Genomic DNA, 18,961 nt, shown 5'->3' with positions numbered 1-18,961 from the left:
GCGCCAGGAGGCATACGACATGGCTGACAAGCGACAGCAGGACACCCACGCTCGGCTCCCCCGTCCCGGCGCCGTGTGCCGGCCACGGCCGCCCCTGCGCCCGTACTCACCGGTGTGCCTGCCAGGGCCCGCGCCCTGTCCGCCGGACCGGACGACCGCTCCCCGGCCGAGCCGGTAATGACCGAGCCGGCGGACCGGGCGGGCGTGGGCAACGTTCTCGGCCCGACCGGTGATCTGAGGCGGTTCACGTACCACTCGGGCTTGCCGCGCCGGGACCTCACGGCCTTCTCTCGCGGCATCCGGATCAACCGCGCGCTCGTTCGGGGCACGCGCGCGTCCTACGTCCGTCACTCGGACCACAGCACGCTTTTGCTGGGCGCCGCCGTGGTCACCGAGCGCGAACTGCAGATTTTCCGATGCCCGCCGCGAGACCGTCGCCGACGGCCCTGCGATCCGGCCCTCGAGACCGGTCGCCACCACCTCCGTCAGCTTCCAGCCGCTCGGCGGCGGAAAGGCCGCCCTCAGCGGTGACCTGGTAGTGATCGCCAGGGAAGCCCAACCCGTCCTCGTGGCCCTGCCGCGCGGTGGCGTCAATCTCGTCGAGGCGCGCCGCCAGAACCTCACCGACGATCCACACCTGTTCTTCGTCCACTACTGGGCTGTCGGCGATGCCGTCAGCCTCGCCAAGGCCATTCGCCGGGCCGTGGACACCGCCAACGTCGTACGCATGCCCGGAGGAGCCGCCTGATGACCGCGGACAACGAGACAAACATCTGCCCGTTCGACTTCAGCGAAGCCCTGGAGTTCGACCCTGAACTCGCGGACCTGATGGACCGCGATTCCCCCACTCGCATCCGGCTTCCCTACGGTGATGCGGACGCCTGGCTGATCACCGGATTCGATGCCGTCAAGCAGGTGACCACCGATCACCGGCTCAGCCGGGCCGCCATCATCGGCCACGACTACCCCCGGCTGACCCCGGAGCCCATCGTCTCGCCCGAATCGATCAACGTGATGGACCCGCCGCACAGCAGCCGAGTCCGCCAGCTGGCCTCGCAGGCCTTCACCCAGCAGCAGGTCGACGGAATGCGGAGCCGGATCATCTGGCTCGCGGACGTCCTGCTGGACAAGATGGAGGAGGACGGCTCGCCGGCGGACCTGGTTCAGTACCTCTCCGACCCGCTTCCCCAGCACACCATCCTGGACCTCCTCGGCGTCGAACAGGAGGACTGGCCCCAGATGCAGGAGTCCGTGCGCCAGTTGCTCGTCGTCGGCGCGGGCAACAAGGAGGCCGCGGCGAGTGCCAAGGCCGATCTGACGGACTACTTCGCCAAACTCGTCGAGCAGCGCCGGAGCTCACCCGGCAAGGACCTCATCAGCGCGATGGCCGCAGCGCGAGACGGCGAGGATCAGCTTGACGACAGGGAACTGGCGGTCATGGCACTGACGCTGACACTCAGTGGCCAGGACACGGCGACGTGCCAGATCAGCGACATCGCCTACTTGCTCCTGACGCGTCCCGAGCTGATGGAACACCTCAGGCGTCGGCCGGAGTCCCTGACTGACGTCCTGCAGGAGATGCTCCGCCACATCCCGTTCCGCAAGGGGGTCGGTATCCCCCGGGTGGCCCTTGAGGACGTGGAACTGGACGGCGTACAAATCCGGGCGGGCGAATTCGTCCACGTGTCGTACCTGACGGCCAACCGGGACCCGAAGCGCTACCCGGACGCGCACGTCCTCGACCCTGACCGGCCCTACCAGCCGCACATGACATTCGGCTGGGGCGGACACCGATGCATCGCGGTGCCCTTGGCCATGGCGGAGATGGAAGTGGCGATCGGGCGCCTCTTGAAGCGCTTCCCCGGGCTGCGGCTTGCGGTGCCGCCGGAGGAAGTGCGGTGGGACACGGAGACGATCCGGCGCTTTCCGCTGGAGCTGCCGGTGGCTTGGTAGGAACGCCGCAATCGCGCCGGACCTGATGGGCTAGTGCATCGGCTCGCTCGGTCGATGCGAGCCCTTCAGGTGGGGGCACGGTGTACGGCGTGACCGGCAGGCACGCACCGTAGTCGCAGCAGCATCCTCGTCCACCCCTCGTACGAGCCCCGGCGCCGGGCCCAACGGTGGGTGGACGAGTCGTTGGGCGAGGAGGGCGGGCGGCCGCTGACGCTCGTTCAAAGTGCCCCTGTCCGAGTGGGTCGCCCGGTACGGGAACTCGCGGAGCGTGCGGGGGCCTACGATGCGCGATGGCTTCCTGTTCAGAGGACCCGTAACGAGGATCAGTCCGTGTGTGTGACGATCAACGACCGGTCAACGCCACGCCCTCAATGCGTTCAGGAGTCGTCGCCATGACCGCAGGCGGCCCCGCAGGACTGCTTGCGGGGCATCAGCCCAGTACGACCTCTCCCGCGTGGACGGCGCGCATGGCGCGCGCGACGGTCTCCTGGTTTTCGCCGACCGGAGCCACGTACCCGATGACGTCGCGCGCGGCGTCCTCCCCGAGCGTCCGGGTGATCACCCACGTGGCGAGATACTGGGACGCGAGACAGCCTCCCGCTGTAGCGATGTTCCCCTCGGCGTGGAACGGCGCGTCCAGCACGGTGACGTCGCAGGCCTCGACAAAGGGCCGGCTCGTCATGTCCGTGCAAGCCGGCATGCCACCCAGCAGACCGAGCCGCGCAAGGACCAGCGCGCCGGAGCACTGTGAACCGATCAGCTGTCGCGAAGGGTCGAGCGGCAGCCTGGAGATCAGCCGGTCGTCGGCGACCACGTCACGCGTCCTCACTCCGCTGCCGATCAGCACGACGTCGGCTTCGGTCAGAAACTCCATCGAGCGCTGCCCGGTCACCTCGACGCCGTTCATCGACGTGACCACCGGCGTCGGCGTCGTGATGAAGGCTTCCAAGCCGTCCTTACGGCACCGGTTGATCAGCGCGGAAGCGATGAAGCTGTCGAGCTCGTTGAACCCGTCGAAGGTGACCACGGCTACCTGCATCACAACTCCTTAAAGCCGGCAACAGATCTCCAGTTTCCCTGGCTCGCAGTTCCGGAGCACGGGCCAATCCTCGACTGGTGGTATGCCTACCACTGCTCTGCGCTTCGAGCTCCGAGCCTGAGCACCGTACTTGCTTGTCCCGCTGACCGGCCGGCCCGCCGACGTCCCGAGGCTCTCCAGACTCAGTTCAGTTCAGCGAGAGCACGATCGTGCTCACCCTCGTCGGTGGGCGCGCACGCGACTGTCCATCGGCGATCTCGCTGCATCAACTGCGACGGCACTTCCAGCTCGCGGAGGAGAAGGAGCCCATCGTCCAGGTCGCTGGACCGCGCCAGCGCCCGCGCGGGCTCTCTCACGTCGGCGTCTTTCCAGAAGTCGACGATTACAAGAGCCAAAAAAGAATTCGGACGGCGATGTCGAGAACCCGTGGCCGGCTCCGTCCCTGTAATGAACGCGACCACAATGGGTCGGACCAGCATCGAGGAGAAACACGATGGCCAAGTACTTGCTGCTCAAGCACTACCGCGGCGCTCCGGCTGCGGTCAACGACGTGCCCATGGACCAGTGGGCGCCGGAGGAGATCTCGGCCCACGTGCAGTACATGAACGACTTCGCGGCCCGGCTCGGGAAGACCGGCGAGTTCGTCGACGGTCAGGCGCTCGCGCCCGAGGGGACGTGGGTCCGGTACGACGGCGAGGGGCGCCCGCCGGTCACCGACGGCCCGTTCGCCGAGACCAAGGACCTCATCGCCGGCTGGATGGTGATCGACGTCGACAGCTACGAGCGCGCCGTCGAGCTGGCCGGGGAACTGTCGGCCGCCCCTGGGGCGGGCGGGAAGCCGATCCACGAGTGGCTGGAGCTGCGTCCGTTCCTGGGCGTGAAACCCACCATCACGGAATGATCGCCGACGTGAACGAGGTCCTCCTCCGGAGCCTCACGCCGAGCGTGCTCGGGATCCTCGTCCGCCGCGGAGCCGACTTCGCGGCGGCCGAGGACGCCGTGCAGGACGCGCTGGTCGAGGCGCTCCGCGTCTGGTCGGCCGACCCGCCGCGGGACCCGAAGGGCTGGCTGGTCACCGTGGCCTGGCGCCGGTTTCTCGACGCGACCCGGGCGGACGCCGCCCGCCGCCGGCGCGAGGACCGCGTCGACGAGGAGCCGGCGCCCGGGCCCGCGCCCGCGGTCGACGACACGCTCCAGCTCTACTTCCTGTGCGCCCACCCGTCGCTGACGCCGTCGTCCGCGGTGGCGCTCACCCTGCGAGCGGTCGGCGGGCTGACCACCCGCCAGATCGCCCAGGCCTACCTTGTGCCCGAGGCGACCATGGCGCAGCGCATCAGTCGGGCCAAGCGCACTGTCTCCGGCGTGCGGTTCGACCAGCCCGGCGATGTCGCCACCGTGCTGCGCGTCCTCTACTTGGTCTTCAACGAGGGCTACTCCGGCGACGTCGACCTCGTCGCCGAGGCCATCCGGCTCACCCGGCAGCTCGCAGCCGCGATCGACCACCCAGAGGTGGCTGGGCTGCTCGCCCTCATGCTGCTCCACCACGCCCGGCGCGCCGCCCGGACCGCGTCCGACGGCAGCCTGGTGCCGCTCGCCGAGCAGGACCGCGGCCGCTGGGACACCGAGTCGATCGCCGAGGGCGTCGAGATCCTGCAGGCGGCCCTCGCCCGCGACCGGCTGGGCGAGTTCCAGGCCCAGGCCGCCATCGCGGCGCTCCACGCCGACGCGCGCACCGCCGAGGAGACTGACTGGGTGCAGATCGTCGAGTGGTACGACGAGCTCGCACGCCTGACCGACAGCCCGGTCGTCCGACTGAACCGCGCGGTGGCCGTCGGCGAGGCCGACGGACCGCGCGCCGGCCTGGCCGCGCTCGCGGCAGTGGACGACACGCTGCCCCGCCACACCGCGGTGGCGGCCTACCTCCACGAGCGGGACGGCGACCTGACCGCGGCGGCACAGCTGTACACCGAGGCGGCCCAAAAGGCCCCCAACCTCGCCGAACGCGACCACCTGACGCGCCAGGCCGCCCGGCTCAACGCCCGCGGGGGTCGTTGACGGTCGCTTTCGGATTTGCCCGCGGCACTCGGCGCGGCCCCGTGGCCAGAGCGGGCGCCTCCATGTGAGCCAGAGAGGGCGCCTCCACGTGAGTAGGCGGTCGAGACCAGCTGCACGACGCGTTGCCGGTGGGGAAGCCAAGGTTGAGGCTGCCGGAGTGTCCGAGGGCGCCGACACACACCCGACCCACTCCGGCTCGTCGCCACCGTCCCCACCCACCGTTGCCGGGCGGGTGCCGCGCACGAACTCGGGGGTGGGTCAACGCCGTCCGTGCGAAATCGACGCCAGTACCAGAGGGTCGTGTTGTCGGGGGCGCCGATACCGGGCTTCGGCCACTCCGGAGAGTCCTGTGACCACGACGTCCATCCCGTCCGACCGCAAGATCGTCCTCGTGACAGGGGCGTCCAGCGGCGTCGGCGAGGCGACGGCCCGCCACCTGGCCGCGGCCGGCCGCCACGTCGTCCTCGGGGCCCGGCGCGCCGATTGCCTCGCACTGCTGACCAAGGAACTGAGTGCGGCCGGGCACAGCGCCGGGTACGCCGGACTGGACGTCACCGACCCGGCCGGCGCCCATGTCTTCGCAGAGGCGGCACTGAGCCTTTTCCAGCCTGATCCGGTGGCTTTCAAGACAGCACTCGCCGGGCTGCTCCCGGGCTCAACTTCCCTCGGGATCGAGCCGCTCGGCGGCTTGGAGCACGTACTCGGGGAGCTTCGACGTAGCGGCCAGGACCTCGATGCCGATAAGACGGCCCTGCTCGTCGAAGTCGAGGTTGATCATGCCGTCGACGTCGATCGGATCGCAGGGATAGGTATGTGCTGATCTCACGCTGACCTGCGGGTCGGTGAAGTATATGTACGCCGCGTTCGCGGTCTTGTCGTAGGTGACTTTGACGTCAGGCACGATGCTGGGGTCCCTTCTGTGTTGTTGATCCCGGTCTCGTCAGTGCGCTGCGAGTTGCAGGGCGAGGATGGCCTTGACGATCGTGGTGATGCGGGTCGTACTGCAACGGAGTTTGCGCAGGAGCCGCCAGGTCTTGAGGGTGGCCATGGCCTGTTCGCCGAGGGCTCGGATCTTGGCGTGGGAGGTGTTCACGGCTCGCTGGCCTGCGGAGAGTTTGTCCCAGCGACCGCGGTAGGGGACGCGGATGGTGCCGCCGGCTCCTTGGTACGCCTTGTCCGCCCAGCAGCGGACGCCGGTTTGGGTCAAAGCGGCGGGGATGCCGTGGGTGCGGGCGGCCTTTATGTCGTGGACCGCTCCCGGTAGTGCTGGCGAAACCCAGAGCAGGCGGCCGAAGGGGTCGGTGATGACCTGCACGTTCATGCCGTGCTTCTTGTGCTTCCCGGAGTGTGCGCCGTGAGGCGCTCGTTGTTCGAGTGGCGGTGAAAGGACGCCACCACCGTCCTGTCGCAGCAGGGCGGTTGAAGCTGGGGGCAGCCTGAACCGGGAGGTGCCGGGGAGGGCGGGAAGCAGCCCCGACAAAGCCGGGACGTGCCAGTACTGCCAGATGGTGCGGGTCCGGCAAGCGAGACGGAGAGGAGTACGCGAGGAACCGGCGTCTACGCCTCCTTAAGGCACGCCAGCTCGAACCTGGTGGATGAGGGCTGGATGCGGTGCGTCCCTGCTGGATATTCGGCTGGCGGGGAACTTCCCGGGTGGTCTATTTCGGTCGCGAGGGGAGGCCACGGTGAAGTGCTGCGGGGTAGCCGTGGCGAGGCCGCGGGGGCATAGCCGGGCTCCTACTCCGACGATCGAACAGCGAGCGAACACGGGAACCGTCCCGGTTCCGCCCTCCTGCCGCGTGTCCAGCTCGGGCGGAGGGCTGGGTCCATCGTCGGCCGATCAGACCGGGACGGGGCGGAGCCGCCGTAGTACTCCGAGCCGGGGAGAGCCCGGCACATGGGGAAGGGCGGCAGCGGTTTCGAGGAGGGAAGGAGGCTGCAATGCCGAAAGACGCACCGCTGAACAGTGGTGCTCCCGAGGCCCCGTTGGGGTCTCATCAGCGGGTATCGGGGATGCAGACCAAGCTTCACCGTTGGGCGGTGGCTGACCATGGCCGCAGGTTCGACGATTTGTTCAACCTCGTATGCGACCCGGCGACGCTGCTCGTGGCGTTCGAACGGGTCGCGGGCAACAAGGGAGCCCGGACCCCGGGTGTCGACGGCCTCACGGTCGTCAACGTCGAGCGGGAACTCGGTCTCCCGGGCTACCTGGAGGACCTGCAACGCGTACTGAAGACGGGTGAGTTCCGCCCGTTGCCGGTACGCGAACGCAAGATCCCCAAGCCCGGGGAAGCGGGAAGGTGCGCAAGCTCGGCATCCCGACCGTCTCCGACCGGGTGGTCCAGGCAGCCCTCAAGCTGGTGCTGGAGCCAATCTTCGAGGCCGACTTCCTGCCGGTCTCCTACGGTTTCCGGCCCATGCGGCGCGCGCACGACGCGATCGCTGAGATCCACCGCTATGGCACCAGCGGCTATCGCTGGGTGCTGGATGCGGATATCGAGGCGTGCTTCGACTCCATCGACCACACGGCCCTAATGGACCGGGTGCGCGCGAGAGTCAAGGACAAGCGCGTGCTGCGGCTGGTCAAGGCGTTTCTCAAGGCTGGCGTCCTCACTGAGGGCGGCGGCCGCGAGGAGACCTTCACCGGCACTCCGCAGGGCGGCATCCTCTCCCCGCTGCTGGCGAACATCGCCCTGTCCGCGCTCGACGGCCCTGTTCCAGGCGGATGTAGTAGTCGGCGCTCACGCCCGCCGGCACGGCGACCTCTTCCCGGCGCGGGCCCTTCACGTGGCGGGTGCCGCCGCCGGGCAGCCCGACGTCGGAGGGGATCCAGGCTGCGCGAGCGGCCGAAGGCGTTGACGGCGCCCGCGGACCGACACGCCCGGCCCGTCGATCAATCAGGCGTCTCCGCCGACTCGGTCGGCTCGGAGTCGTTGGTCGGCGCGGACCGCTCGATGTCGTCGTCGGCCGCGGCCCGGCTGGCCAACAGGTTCAGGGCCTCTCGCGAGGGTGACCCGGGCTCGGCGGTGTACGTGAGAAGGCTCTGGCCGGCGTCGGTCCCCAGTGAGAAGGCCGCGAAGGGCAGGTCGAGGTCCCCGACGACCGGGTGATGAAGGAGCTTCACGCCCGAGGTGTGGATCCGGACGTTGTGGGCGGCCCAGCGACGACGGAACTCCTCACTGCGGGTGGACAGCTCCCCGATGAGGTCCGACAGTCGCCGGTCGTAGGGCTCGCGGCCCACCTCGGCGCGCAGCATGGCGACCGTGTCGCCTGCGACCTTGTCCCAGTCGCGGAAGAACTCGGTCGCGCCGGGGTCGAGGAAGACGAACCTGGCGTTGTCGGGCGGCCGCACCGGGTCTGCGTAGACCGGCGAGAACAGCGCGCGCCCGAGAAGGTTGGCGGCCAGGATGTCCAGGCGTCCGCTGAGTACGAACGCGGGCGTGCCGAGCATGGAGTCGAGGACACGCTGCACCGTGGGGCGGACGCGCTGCTGGGCTGGGCGGCGGCGCGGCGGACGGGTCGTGTTGGCGCCGCGCAGGAGGTCCAGCAGGTGGGTTCGCTCAGCCTCGTCGAGCCGCAGCACTCGCGCGATGCCGTCGATGACACTCTCGGAGACGCCCGTGGCGTTGCCGTGCTCCAGGCGGGCGTAGTACTCGCTCGAGATGCCCGCGAGGAGGGCGACCTCCTCGCGGCGCAGCCCGGTCACTCGTCGGCGGTTTCCGTACACGGGCAGTCCGACCTGCTCCGGGGTGACCCTGACCCGTCGCGTGCCCAGGAATTCCCGGATCTCCGCGCGGAAATCGCCATGGATTTCGCGGTCGGTGTCGTAAGGGACGTTTCTGCATGCCATGGGCTCCACGAGCGCTTCCGCACGGCTGGGGGTCCCTCTCCGACGGTGTCGCCTACATGGTCACCCGGCCCCGCACCATCGGCGAACTGTGGATCACGCCCACCGACCAAGCCTGAGCCCGTCCGACCCGGGGTCATTCTCGTCACCGGCGCCGGACGCGGGCTGGGCACGCACATCGTCCGCGAAGTCCTCGCCGCCGGCCACCAGGTCGTCGCCACCGGCCGCCGCCCCGAAGAAGTCGAGAAGAGCTTGGGCGGATCGCAGGACAACCTGCTGGTCACCAAGCTGGACGTCACCAGCCTGGAGGACGCCGAAGCCGCCGCCCAGGCCGCCGTCGACCGCTTCGGCCGCATAGACGTCCTGGTCAACAACGCCGGCAATTTCTTCGCCGGTTACTTCGAGGAGATCACGCCCGCGCAGATGCGCCGGCAGATCGAGACCAACCTCTTCGGTCCGATGAACGTCACCCGCGCTGTCCTGCCCGTTCTGCGGAAGCAGCGCGCCGGCCACATCATCACGCTCTCCTCCTCCGCCGGTCTGATCGGCCAGGAGTTCTGCGTCGCGTATGCCGCCTCCAAGTTCGGCGTGGAGGGCTGGATGGAGTCGCTGCGCTACGACGTGGAGCCCTACGGCATCCGCACCACGGTCGTGGAGCCCGGCTTCTTCCGCACCGAGCTGCTCGTGGACGCCTCCACCACCTGGCCCGAGCCGACCATCGACGACTACGCCGAGCGCACCACCGCCACCGTCGCGGCCTGGAAGAACATGAACGGGCGACAGACCGGCGACCCCGCCAAGCTCGCCCGCGCCCCGCTCGCCATCGCCGACCAGGACAAGCCGCTGCTGCGTTTCGTCGCCGGCGCGGACGCCATGGAAGGCGTCGAGGCCAAGGCCAGGGAACTCCTCGCCCAGGCCCAGGCCTCGCGCGAACTGGGCGGCAACCTGGCATACGACGACACCACCGCCTGAACGGGGACGCGGTTGGTGCCGCCGACGCCTCGCTGGTCTCGGCCGTGCGGACCGGTCAGGCCGGTTCACTGGGATCGCCGTGCGGACCGTGCACACCGGCGTTGTTGATCAGGACGTCGACACGCCTCCGTCGCCGCAGCGGCGACGGAGGCGTCGCCTCCTGGCCGGTGTTCGCACACAACGGTGACGACATTCGCAGCACACCGCCGCTTCGGCGTCACCGAACCGGTGTCGACGGACGAGCCGATGACGCCGCGCTCCGGGGCCGCCAGCAAGAATAGGTCGAAATGTCGAAATGCGGATGCCCGCCAATTCCGCCCTAAAAGCCCAAAACCCCGCGCCCGATCCGGCTGTCGACTTCGCCCTGGTCGAGGCGCTGTGCACCGAGATCCCCGCGAAATTCCGCCAGCACGGCATCCGCGTGGAGTCGGCAGTGGCCGGGTTCACACTCGGCCGTCATCGGAACGATTCGGGCGGTCGCTTCACACTGTCACCGACTTTCCCCGCAACGTAGCGAGTACATTTCGACGGTGTTTCCAGCGGTGTGCCGAACTTGGGATTTGGTCAAGAATGGGATTCAACCCTTGTCGCCCGTCGGATCACCGACACACCATGTGCCGAACATAACGACGCTTATCAGCAGGAGGCCCGGGTGTCCGCTGGTCTGTCCAAAATCGAGGTGGATACCACCACTCTCGCAGCGGAGTCCGAGCGGAACAAACTCCGCAAACACTTCGGCCGCTTCGACATCCTGTTCTTCCTCGTCTGCACCCTCGTCGGCCTCGACACCATCGGTACGGTGGCCGCTTCCGGAGCGGAGGCGTTCACCTGGCTGATCGTGCTGGCCGTCATCTTTTTCGTCCCGTCAGCGCTGCTCACGGCGGAACTGGGCACGGCCTTCGCCGAGGAGGGCGGTCCGTACATCTGGACCAGCCGGGCCTTCGGACGGCTGGCCGGAGCGGTCAACAACTTCCTCTACTGGGTGACCAATCCGGTCTGGCTCGGCGGCACTCTCTCCGTCTCGGCGGTCGCCGCGTTCACCACCTTCTTCAATGACGGCAAGGATCTGAGCACCCCCGCCTTCTACGTCTTCACCCTGCTCTTCATCTGGGTGGGCGTGCTCGCGGCGATCCTCTCCTTCGATGTCGGCAAGTGGATCCCCACCGCCGGGGCGTGGTCCCGCTTCGTGCTGCTCGGCCTGTTCACGCTCACCGTGGTCATCTACGCCTTCAAGCACGGCCTGCACGGTTTCGGCTTCGGCGACTTCTCCCCAACGTATGCCGGATTCGTCGGTCTGGTCCCGGTCCTGATGTTCAACTACGTCGGCTTCGAATTGCCCAACACCGCGGGCGACGAGATGACCGACGCGCAGAAGGACGTCCCGTACGGCATCTTCCGCGCCGCCGGGCTCGGCGTGCTGCTGTACGGCCTGCCGATTCTCGGCATCCTGCTGGTCCTCCCGGTCAAGGCCATCACCGGTCTCGGCGGCTTCCTCGACGCCATCCGCCAGGTTTTCACCGTCTACGGCGGCCACGTCGCCTCCGACGGCACGGTCACCCTCAGCGGAGCCGGGACCGTGCTGGGCGATCTGGCCGCAGTGCTGTTCATCCTGACTGTGCTCTCCTCCGGCGTCACCTGGATCATGGGATCGGACCGTGCGCTGGCGGTCTCCGGGTACGACGGCGCCGCGCCGCGCGGCCTGGGTGTGATCTCCGAGCGGTTCGGCACGCCGGTCCGGGTCAACCTGCTCAGCGGAGTGCTCTCCACCGGCGTACTGATCCTCGCCCACCAGCTCACCGGCGGTAACGCGGGCAAGCTCTTCGGCGCCGTGCTCGGGCTCGCCGTCTCCACGACCCTCATCAGCTACCTCGGCATCTTCCCGGCGCTGCCGGTGCTCCGCCGCAAGTACCCACAGGTGGAGCGTGCCTACCGGGCTCCCGCTGCCTGGCCGATCACGATCGTGCTGACGCTGCTGATCCTGTTCGCGTCGGTGCAACTGCTGGTCCCGGGCGCGCCCTTCGACTGGTTCAGCTCGGACTTCCGACCGGACGGCTGGAACTACAGCGAGCGCTGGACCTATCTGCTGACGGAGGCGGTGCCGCTGGCCGTCTTCATTGTCACGGGCGTGATCTTCTGGGCACTCGGCGCACCGACCCGCGCCAAGACCAAGAAGACGACCGCCACAGGAGTGACCCAGGGGTGAGCACCTGACCACTGGCCGAAGTCTGAGGCCGCGCTCCCCGTGGTGAACCGCGACCTGATGGCAACCCTGCCCGGCCCGCACCCGTGGGAACACAAGAAATGAGCGGAAACGGGGCGGGTCTGGCGGCCGAGTTCGTCGCGGTACTCGAGCTATGGGCCTGCCGTTCTCCGAGCCGATCGAGGCGCAGTTCGGGAAGCTGAGGTGATCTGGGGCTTGTTGAGGGACTGACCTGGGGCGGAAGGGGCGTCGACCTCTGGTGGCTGGTCTCCTGGTTCCCCGGTGTTCCCCGCAGTTCCCCATACGATCTGGCACGCGTCTGGCACGACCTCTTCGTCCCGAACTCTCGGCGGGTAGGTCATTGATGGTTCCCGAGCTGCTCAATCAGCCGTGGACGGCTGTTGGGGTGCAGCCTTGGTCACTGAGGTTGCTGTACTTCCGTGCTGTACAGCTTCGGCCTTCTGACGGGCGCTTGTGTAAGTGCACTGTGCAGGCGGCTTCTGGGCAGTGAAGGCGCCGCTGTCGGCGTCGGTCGACACGAACGGCCCAGGCGCCGCTGCACCCGTTGGGAGCGGCGGGGCCTGGGTCCGGTAGCGGGGTCAGTCGGGCGGGTAGATGAGTGTGCCGGAGTCGGTGTCGTTGACGTATCGGCCGGCGAGGTCGGCGTAGTACGCGTCTCAAGTGATGCTGGCCATCGTCGCTTGCGGTGTCCCCGTTGACGCTCTGGTCTCCGTAGAGGACCAGCGAGCCGGTGGGGTTTGAGGTGGAGGTGGTGACGTCGATGCCGGAGAGGTACGGCAGACCAGCGTACGTGGTCTGCGTGTAGTGGGCTGCGGCTGTGTCACTGGTGCGGTTGGCGTGGTCACTGACCCGAGGCCCAGGTGCCGACCCAGTGCTGGGCGCTGGATCCGCTGCCGGTGACGGTCATCGGCCGTACGCCCAGCCCGATGATGTGCAGGGCGGGTTGGCCCGCCTGGACACCGTTGGTGAACTGGGGAAGGGAGATGCTGCTGATGACCGAACCGGGGCAGGCCAGCGGGACGCTGATGGCGTAGGCCTTCGGGCCGGAGCTCGGGCTGGTCTGGGTGTTGTTGCTGTGGTTCTCGTGGACCAGGGAGATCGAGGCTGCGGAGGACGGGCCGGAGAGCCAGTCCGGCACGGTGTCCAGGCGGTAGTCCTGGTCGGTGGGGTCGCGGTTGGGGTTCAGGCAGTTGTTCTTGGCGTAGGTGATGGTGCCGGTGGCGTCCTTGGCTGCTGCGCCTGTGGCGAACGCGAGGAAGACCACGGCGTCGCCGGTGTTGACCACGCTGCTGCCCGGCAGGGTGACGGTCTGCCCGGAGGCCGGCATGTTGTCGTAGGTGCCGGTGCCGAACTTCGGCAGCGTCATGGTGGCGCCGTCGATGGTTACGGTTTTCCGCCCTGCCAGCCCGCTGTCCGCGTCAGGTCGTCGGCGTTGAAGCTGTTGCCGGAGCCGTCGGCGTCGGCAGGGCTCGTCGTGGTGGTGAAGGTGCTGGTGGCGGTGTTGTTCAGGCAGCCGCTGGTGTCGTTGATCGCACAGCTCAGTTGGGCCGCGGACTGGGAGCCAGTGCTGTTCGATGTAGTACGGGGTACTTGAGCGGGCGTGTCAGACGCCGCGTGGGCCGGCGCCGTGGTCGACAGTGACCCGGCAGCCAGGGCGGCGGCCACGACAGTGCCGGCGACGATCGGCCTTGACGCGGGACGTCTGGAGGCAGGCACGAGTAAGCGAAAGACGGACATGGACGTCGGGATCCTTCCCGGGGCACAGGAGTCCCCCGTGGGTCCGCGCCGCTGTGCATTCTGGGAGGTCGGTATGTGCGCGGTCCATCGCAAATTGATCGCCGCGCTCCGGCCTGAGTCCGGTTTGGGGATGTGTGGCTAGAGATGCACCCCATGGTGGGTGATTTCCTTTATGCTTCCCGGGAAGATTCTTTGCGCTCTGTTTCGCCTTCGGGGCCGGATCCGCGTGCGGCCAGGTTGTGGGCCGTGCACTCGAAGATCGAGCGGGTGCGGTCGAAGCCGAACCGGATGATGGCGAGGGGCTGCCTGGCAGGCCCTGTCGAACTCACCACCTGCGGACCCCGGTTCCGCGTGAGTCCCCGTCTGTTCCGGCGCGAGAGTAGTGCGGCCCACAGACCGCTGCTGTTATCCGAGAGTGCGGAGACCACGCCCCCGAAGCATCCGGAAGGCCAGGACCGCCACCGTGACTATCAGCGCAAGGTTGAGAGCGTCCACGACCATGACGACAGGGTGTGGAGCGTGCAACAGGTGGGGCACCTTGGCGCCGATCAGCTCCATGCCCATGAGCAAGGGAAGCCAGGCCGCGGAGAAGCGACTGCCCTGATCGGGACTTGCCCGCTCTTTGGCCTTGGTCCGCTCCCACCACCAGCCGCCGAGACTCGCGAAGACCAGTACGCACCCCAGCGCTAACCTCGTGCTTTCACGAGGTGGCCTGTCCGAGGCTTGATCAGAAACGCGAGAAGTGCTCCTGACCTGGAACGATAGGACTTGTCGAGGGTCCAGATCGTGCCGTGGAAAGAAGCACTTCTCAGGTGAAGAAGCGTATCGGGTCGTACCCGCGTGTCCGCGTTGAGGGCAGCGGTCGTGGAGTGGTCTCGCAGGCCGGGGCCGTGCTGCTGGTGGAAACGGTCCGCAAGACGGGCCTGGATACTGCGATATCGGGGGCTCTGGCGCCCTGGCGCTAGCCGCGGGCGGTGCATGATCCCGGCAAGATCCTGCTGGATTTGGCGCTCGCGGTCGCCCTCGGCGGCGACTGCCTGGCCGATGTCGGCATGCTACGGGCCGAGCCGGCCGTGTTCGGGCCGGTGGCCTCGGACCCGACGGTCTCTCGGCTGATCGACACGCTCGCCGCGGGCGGCCACCGCGCCTTGAACGCGATCCGTAGCGCGCGGTCCCAAGTGCGTCAGCACGTATGGAAGTTGGCCCGGCAGACCGCGCCGGATGCGACCGGGTCTGTGACCGTGGACCTGGACGGCGTCCTGGTGATCTCGCACTCCGACAAGGAAGACACGGCTGCGACCTGGAAGAAGACCTTTGGCCACCACCCACTGATGGGCTTCGTCGACCACGGGAAGGGCGGGTCCGGCGAGCCGATGGCCGCTCTGCTCAGGCCCGGGAACGCAGGCAGCAACACCGCCGCCGATCACATCACCGCCACCCCACTGGCCCTGACCCAGCTGCCCAAGTCCTATCGGCGCGGGCGCCGGACGCTGATCCGCACCGACTCCGCGGGCGGCACCCACGAGTTCGTGGCCTGGCTCGCGAAACGCGGCCGGTGGCTGTCGTACTCGGTCGGCATGACCATCACCGACGCAATCCACCAGGCCGTACTCAAGGTGCCGCCCGCGGCATGGACGCTGGCCGTCGAGCCCGATGGAGAGATCCGCGACGGGGCCTGGGTCGCCGAACTCACCGGCGGCATGCTCGACGGCTGGCCGAGGGGCATGCGACGGTCGTTCGAAAGGAACGGCCGCACCCCAGTGCCCAGTTGAGGATCACAGACGCCGACGGCATGCGGATCACGTGCTTCGCCACCAACACCACCAGCCGGCCCGGCTGGGGCAGCCCTGGCGCTGGAAATGGGACACGTCGAGCCGGCTCCTGTACCTCACAGTGTTCAGGTCCCGTCTCGGCAGATGTTCCTGCGCCGTCGTTCGAGTTGTGGGAGCCGGTGTTCGGGCGGCTGGGATCGGTGGCCGCTACCGCCCAGCCGTCGTCTTATTGGGGGTTGCGGCGCGCCGAGCTGCGCGGTGGGTCTCGTGTGAGGACATCCCTGATGAGTTGTCCCATGGCATCGGGGATGTCCCGATCGGGGTCGTTCAGAAGGAGAAGAAGGCGCGGGGAGCAGTTTGCAACCTTGGCCGGGGCGTCCTTCTGATCGAGAACATCCCCGCGGGCGCGGGGAGCAGGCCGGATACCGCGCCGAGCAGGTCGACGCCTGGGGATCATCCCCGCTGGCGCGGGGAGCAGCGGTACTGCACGGTCGGCCAGTTCGTCGAGCCGGGATCATCCCCGTTGGCGTGGGGAGCAGACTGTTTGACCTGGGTGTTTGACTCCGAGGTGACGGATTTCAGAGCACTTTTCCTGAATCCGACAATCAGCCCAAATCACCCCAATGCCTTTTAGGCTCTTCCGAAGCGTCGGCGTTTGGCCGCCTTGCTCCATCCGGGAGGAGCCGCGGCGGGTTGGGGCTCCTGCGGAGGTGGGGGTTTCATGTCAGGGCGGTGGATGAGGGTGACGCCGTCGTGGTCGACGGGGTGCCATGCGTGATCGTAGGTGCGGCAGGTGAAACCCTGTTCGTTGTTGGTGGTGTGGGCGAGCAGGGCGCGTCCTTGGCCGGCGTATTGCTGGACCTCGTGCCAGAGCGCGTCGCGGATGCGGGCTGACGGGTTGCCCACGAACACGCCTGCGGAGATTTCCAGGAGCCGGCGGGTGAGGAAGCCGCCGCAGGATCAGGTGCCCACGTCGTTCGCTGCCCGTGCGGCGAGTTGCGGGCTGCGGCTGTCCATCCAGTTCTCCTACGCCGAGACCCTCGACAAGGCCATCGCGGGCCGCCGGTGAAACCCAGACAGGCCACGGCGGCAGCAAGGCATGCGGCGACAATGGTGCGCATAGTCGATCTCCCACAGGACGAGCGAAGGCTCAGACATCCGATGAATGTACGGAACCATGTCTCCAAGTCCTGGACTCGGGACGGAATTTGTATGACGACATCCGACCTGTCTCGGGGTGAGTGCGGCAATGCGGCGATGTTCACCGGCTTCGACGACTTCTCCACTCCGAGCGTCCTGTGCGCTTCCGGGCAGCCCGAAGGCACTGACATCGATGTGCGGTGTCGCCGTCAGTGCCTTCGGGGGTTCAGGGGAATGTGGCGAACGGGAGAGGCTCCCCCTCGGTGTCGTCCACACACTCGCGGTGCACGGGTTTCGACGCGATCAGGCCTTGCGGGCCCGGATCTCCTCCGTGAGACGGGGCACGACCTCGAACAGGTCGCCGACCACGCCGTAGTCGGCCAGGTCGAAGATCGGTGCCTCGGCGTCCTTGTTGATCGCCACGATCGTCTTCGAGGTCTGCATGCCGGCCCGGTGCTGGATCGCGCCCGAGATACCCGCCGCGACGTACAGCTGCGGTGACACGCTCTTGCCCGTCTGGCCGATCTGGTGCGCGTGCGGGTACCACCCGGAGTCGACGGCCGCGCGGGACGCGCCCACCGCCGCGCCGAGCGAGTCGGCCAGGGCCTCGATGATCCGGAAGTTCTCCGCTCCGTTGACACCGCGGCCGCCGGCGACGACGGTCTCCGCCTCCGTCAGCTCCGGGCGTCCCGTCGATTCGCGCCGGGTCCGCGAGGTGATCCTGGTGCCGGTCGCCTGGTCCGAGAAAACCACCGCCAGCTCCTCGATCGTGCCGGCGGCCGGGGCGGCCTCCACCGGGGCCGAGTTGGGCTTGACGGTGATGACCGCGATGTCCCGGGTCACGCGCGAGCGGGTGGTGAAGGCGGCGGCGAACGCCGACTGCGTGGTGACCGGGCCCTCGGGGCCGGCCTCGACGTCGACGGCGTCGGTGACCAGGCCGGCGCCGACGCGCAGCGCCAGGCGGGCGGCGATCTCCTTGGCCTCGGCCGAGGAGGGCAGGAGGACCGCGGCCGGGGACACGGCGGCGCAGGCGGCCTGCAGCGCGTCGACCTTGGGGGCCACCAGGTAGTCGGTGTACTCGGGGGCGTCGTGCGCGAGGACCTTGACCGCGCCGTTGTCGCCCAGGATCCTGGCGGCGGCCTGCGCGCCGGCGCCGAGATACACGGCGACCGGCTCGCCCAAGCGGCGGGCCAGCGTGAGCAGTTCGAGGGTGGGTTTGCGCACGGCTCCGTCGACGTGGTCGACGTAGACGAGGATGTCAGTCATGGACGTGTCTCCTGCGAAGGAAGAAGAAGGACGTGGGCGGGTGGGCGTCGGCTGGACTCAGATGTACTTCTGGGCCGCCAGGAACTCCGCGAGCTGCTTGCCGCCGTCGCCCTCGTCATTGACGATCGTGCCTGCGGTGCGGGCCTGGCGCTCGGCCACCGCCTCGACCGCGGTCCAGGCGCCCTTGAGGCCCACCTCGTCGGAGTCGATGCCGAGATCCGACAGGTCGAGGGACTCCACCGGCTTCTTCTTGGCCGCCATGATGCCCTTGAACGACGGGTAGCGGGCCTCACCGGACTGGTCGGTCACGGACACGACCGCCGGCAGGGACGCCTGAAGCCGCTCGGACGCCGCGTCGCTGTCCCGGCGGCCCGTGACCTGACCGTCGGCCACCGAGACCTCGGACAGCAGGGTGGCCTGGGGGACGTCCAGGCGCTCCGCCAGCAGTGCGGGCAGGACCCCCATGGCGCCGTCGGTGGAGGCCATGCCGCAGACGACGAGGTCGTAGCCGATGTGTTCGAGGGCCTTGGCGAGCACGAGCGAGGTGCCCAGCGCGTCCGTGCCGTGCAGGTCGTCGTCCTCCACGTGGACGGCGCGGTCGGCGCCCATGGAAAGCGCCTTGCGCAGCGCCTCCTTGGCGTCCTCGGGCCCCACCGTCAGTACGGTGATCTCCGCGTCGTCCGACTCGTCGGCGATCTGGAGGGCCTGCTCGACCGCGTACTCGTCGAGCTCCGAGAGAAGACCGTCGACGTCTTCACGGTCGACCGTCGAGTCGTCGGCGAAGTGCCTGCCGCCGGTCGCGTCGGGCACGTACTTCACACACACGGCGATCCTCAGGGGCATGACTGTTCTTCCTTCTGCTTGCGCGTTGTCGTGCGATTCGTTCGTCGTGCCGGGGGGGCGCGGGCCGTACTCCGCCGTCCGGTCCGGCAGGGCTCTGGCCGTGGGTGGCTTTCGGC

At 68.4% G+C, this 18,961-nt stretch carries 17 protein-coding genes and 5 pseudogenes; 13 read left to right on the top strand and 9 right to left on the bottom strand.

The genetic code is table 11. The features are described from left to right. Positions 1–177: 177 nt before the first annotated feature. From AAFF41_RS52025 to AAFF41_RS48290, 3 genes are read left to right on the top strand one after another with little or no spacing between them, the layout of a single operon-like run. Positions 178–531, top strand: coding sequence for a DUF1259 domain-containing protein (locus AAFF41_RS52025; protein ID WP_425526215.1), 354 nt, complete (start codon positions 178–180; stop codon positions 529–531). 7 nt (positions 532–538) lie between these two features. After that, positions 539–748: a DUF1259 domain-containing protein gene (locus tag AAFF41_RS52020; RefSeq protein WP_351520483.1), complete on the top strand. Its 210-nt coding sequence runs from the start codon at positions 539–541 to the stop codon at positions 746–748. Next, positions 748–1,953, top strand: a complete 1,206-nt coding sequence (locus AAFF41_RS48290; protein WP_319752683.1) for a cytochrome P450 — start codon at positions 748–750, stop codon at positions 1,951–1,953. The genes AAFF41_RS52020 and AAFF41_RS48290 overlap by 1 nt, the downstream gene beginning before the upstream one ends. Positions 1,954–2,383: 430 nt before the next feature. Here the strand turns inward: AAFF41_RS48290 and AAFF41_RS48285 are convergent, their stop codons facing one another. Further along, positions 2,384–2,992, bottom strand: coding sequence for a type 1 glutamine amidotransferase family protein (locus tag AAFF41_RS48285; RefSeq protein ID WP_319752684.1), 609 nt, complete (start codon positions 2,990–2,992; stop codon positions 2,384–2,386). A 493-nt stretch (positions 2,993–3,485) separates the two neighbouring features. On the opposite strand from AAFF41_RS48285, the gene AAFF41_RS48280 reads away from it, so the two are divergent. From AAFF41_RS48280 to AAFF41_RS52015, 3 genes and pseudogenes are all read left to right on the top strand, one after another. Beyond that, on the top strand, positions 3,486–3,893 hold the full coding sequence (locus AAFF41_RS48280) for a YciI family protein (RefSeq protein ID WP_319752685.1): 408 nt from the start codon (positions 3,486–3,488) through the stop codon (positions 3,891–3,893). A gap of 8 nt (positions 3,894–3,901) precedes the next feature. Next, a complete protein-coding gene (locus AAFF41_RS48275) occupies positions 3,902–5,047 on the top strand; it encodes an RNA polymerase sigma factor (RefSeq protein ID WP_319752739.1) in 1,146 nt (381 codons plus the stop codon). Positions 5,048–5,111: 64 nt separating this feature from the next. Continuing rightward, positions 5,112–5,633, top strand: a pseudogene (locus AAFF41_RS52015) (SDR family NAD(P)-dependent oxidoreductase); the annotation flags it as partial. Positions 5,634–5,702: 69 nt separating this feature from the next. Here AAFF41_RS52015 and AAFF41_RS52010 read toward each other — a convergent pair. After that, positions 5,703–5,948, bottom strand: a complete 246-nt coding sequence (locus tag AAFF41_RS52010; RefSeq protein ID WP_078992781.1) for a DUF2283 domain-containing protein — start codon at positions 5,946–5,948, stop codon at positions 5,703–5,705. A gap of 39 nt (positions 5,949–5,987) precedes the next feature. Next, positions 5,988–6,395, bottom strand: a pseudogene (locus AAFF41_RS48260) (transposase family protein); the annotation flags it as partial. Between the two features lie 952 nt (positions 6,396–7,347). Between AAFF41_RS48260 and AAFF41_RS48255 the strand changes: the two are divergent. Further along, positions 7,348–7,707: pseudogene (locus tag AAFF41_RS48255) on the top strand (reverse transcriptase domain-containing protein); the annotation flags it as partial. 233 nt (positions 7,708–7,940) lie between these two features. Here the strand turns inward: AAFF41_RS48255 and AAFF41_RS48245 are convergent. Next, positions 7,941–8,897 (bottom strand): helix-turn-helix domain-containing protein, encoded by a 957-nt coding sequence (locus AAFF41_RS48245; RefSeq protein ID WP_319752688.1) that lies wholly within the window; start codon positions 8,895–8,897, stop codon positions 7,941–7,943. On the opposite strand from AAFF41_RS48245, the gene AAFF41_RS48240 reads away from it, so the two are divergent. From AAFF41_RS48240 to AAFF41_RS48225, 4 genes are all read left to right on the top strand, one after another. Next, positions 8,891–9,013, top strand: coding sequence for a hypothetical protein (locus AAFF41_RS48240; protein WP_319752747.1), 123 nt, complete (start codon positions 8,891–8,893; stop codon positions 9,011–9,013). The genes AAFF41_RS48245 and AAFF41_RS48240 overlap by 7 nt on opposite strands. A gap of 19 nt (positions 9,014–9,032) precedes the next feature. After that, the gene (locus AAFF41_RS48235; protein WP_319752741.1) at positions 9,033–9,866 is read left to right on the top strand and encodes an SDR family oxidoreductase; all 834 of its coding nucleotides are present in this window, start codon (positions 9,033–9,035) and stop codon (positions 9,864–9,866) included. A gap of 301 nt (positions 9,867–10,167) precedes the next feature. Then, positions 10,168–10,380, top strand: a complete 213-nt coding sequence (locus tag AAFF41_RS48230; protein ID WP_343326072.1) for a hypothetical protein — start codon at positions 10,168–10,170, stop codon at positions 10,378–10,380. Positions 10,381–10,545: 165 nt separating this feature from the next. Further along, positions 10,546–12,069, top strand: coding sequence for an APC family permease (locus AAFF41_RS48225; RefSeq protein WP_319752690.1), 1,524 nt, complete (start codon positions 10,546–10,548; stop codon positions 12,067–12,069). A gap of 859 nt (positions 12,070–12,928) precedes the next feature. On the opposite strand, the gene AAFF41_RS48220 is transcribed toward AAFF41_RS48225, so the two are convergent. Together AAFF41_RS48220 and AAFF41_RS48215 are read right to left on the bottom strand one after the other, a co-directional pair. Further along, on the bottom strand, positions 12,929–13,453 hold the full coding sequence (locus AAFF41_RS48220) for a hypothetical protein (RefSeq protein ID WP_319752691.1): 525 nt from the start codon (positions 13,451–13,453) through the stop codon (positions 12,929–12,931). Positions 13,454–13,470: 17 nt separating this feature from the next. After that, positions 13,471–13,824: a hypothetical protein gene (locus tag AAFF41_RS48215; RefSeq protein WP_319752692.1), complete on the bottom strand. Its 354-nt coding sequence runs from the start codon at positions 13,822–13,824 to the stop codon at positions 13,471–13,473. A gap of 812 nt (positions 13,825–14,636) precedes the next feature. Between AAFF41_RS48215 and AAFF41_RS48210 the strand changes: the two are divergent. After that, a pseudogene (locus AAFF41_RS48210) lies at positions 14,637–15,658 on the top strand (IS1380 family transposase); the annotation flags it as partial. A gap of 568 nt (positions 15,659–16,226) precedes the next feature. Here the strand turns inward: AAFF41_RS48210 and cas2e are convergent. Further along, a pseudogene (cas2e, locus tag AAFF41_RS48205) lies at positions 16,227–16,547 on the bottom strand (type I-E CRISPR-associated endoribonuclease Cas2e); the annotation flags it as partial. Here cas2e and AAFF41_RS48200 point away from each other — a divergent pair. Then, entirely contained in the window at positions 16,537–16,665 is a 129-nt protein-coding gene (locus tag AAFF41_RS48200) for a hypothetical protein (RefSeq protein ID WP_319752693.1), read from the top strand. The pseudogene cas2e and the gene AAFF41_RS48200 sit on opposite strands and share 11 nt — an antisense overlap. Positions 16,666–17,039: 374 nt before the next feature. Here AAFF41_RS48200 and AAFF41_RS48195 read toward each other — a convergent pair whose 3' ends face one another. Together AAFF41_RS48195 and AAFF41_RS48190 are read right to left on the bottom strand one after the other, a co-directional pair. After that, positions 17,040–18,002: an electron transfer flavoprotein subunit alpha/FixB family protein gene (locus AAFF41_RS48195; protein ID WP_343326071.1), complete on the bottom strand. Its 963-nt coding sequence runs from the start codon at positions 18,000–18,002 to the stop codon at positions 17,040–17,042. A gap of 57 nt (positions 18,003–18,059) precedes the next feature. Beyond that, entirely contained in the window at positions 18,060–18,845 is a 786-nt protein-coding gene (locus AAFF41_RS48190) for an electron transfer flavoprotein subunit beta/FixA family protein (RefSeq protein ID WP_319752695.1), read from the bottom strand. Between the last annotated feature and the right edge of the window lie 116 nt (positions 18,846–18,961).

It is taken from the genome of Streptomyces mirabilis (assembly GCF_039503195.1).
GTDB lineage: Bacteria > Actinomycetota > Actinomycetes > Streptomycetales > Streptomycetaceae > Streptomyces > Streptomyces mirabilis_D.
This window is presented reverse-complemented; position numbering and strand designations above follow the sequence as displayed.

Coding starts and splice junctions, on each gene's coding strand:
- AAFF41_RS48245 (WP_319752688.1), bottom strand. CDS start 8,897: ATGGCATGCAGAAACGTCCCTTACGACACCGACCGCGAAATCCATGGC.
- AAFF41_RS48285 (WP_319752684.1), bottom strand. CDS start 2,992: ATGCAGGTAGCCGTGGTCACCTTCGACGGGTTCAACGAGCTCGACAGC.
- AAFF41_RS52025 (WP_425526215.1), top strand. CDS start 178: ATGACCGAGCCGGCGGACCGGGCGGGCGTGGGCAACGTTCTCGGCCCG.
- AAFF41_RS48195 (WP_343326071.1), bottom strand. CDS start 18,002: ATGACTGACATCCTCGTCTACGTCGACCACGTCGACGGAGCCGTGCGC.
- AAFF41_RS48280 (WP_319752685.1), top strand. CDS start 3,486: ATGGCCAAGTACTTGCTGCTCAAGCACTACCGCGGCGCTCCGGCTGCG.
- AAFF41_RS48230 (WP_343326072.1), top strand. CDS start 10,168: ATGCCCGCCAATTCCGCCCTAAAAGCCCAAAACCCCGCGCCCGATCCG.
- AAFF41_RS48240 (WP_319752747.1), top strand. CDS start 8,891: ATGCCATGGGCTCCACGAGCGCTTCCGCACGGCTGGGGGTCCCTCTCC.
- AAFF41_RS48190 (WP_319752695.1), bottom strand. CDS start 18,845: ATGCCCCTGAGGATCGCCGTGTGTGTGAAGTACGTGCCCGACGCGACC.
- AAFF41_RS48290 (WP_319752683.1), top strand. CDS start 748: ATGACCGCGGACAACGAGACAAACATCTGCCCGTTCGACTTCAGCGAA.
- AAFF41_RS48215 (WP_319752692.1), bottom strand. CDS start 13,824: ATGTCCGTCTTTCGCTTACTCGTGCCTGCCTCCAGACGTCCCGCGTCA.
- AAFF41_RS48220 (WP_319752691.1), bottom strand. CDS start 13,453: ATGACGCTGCCGAAGTTCGGCACCGGCACCTACGACAACATGCCGGCC.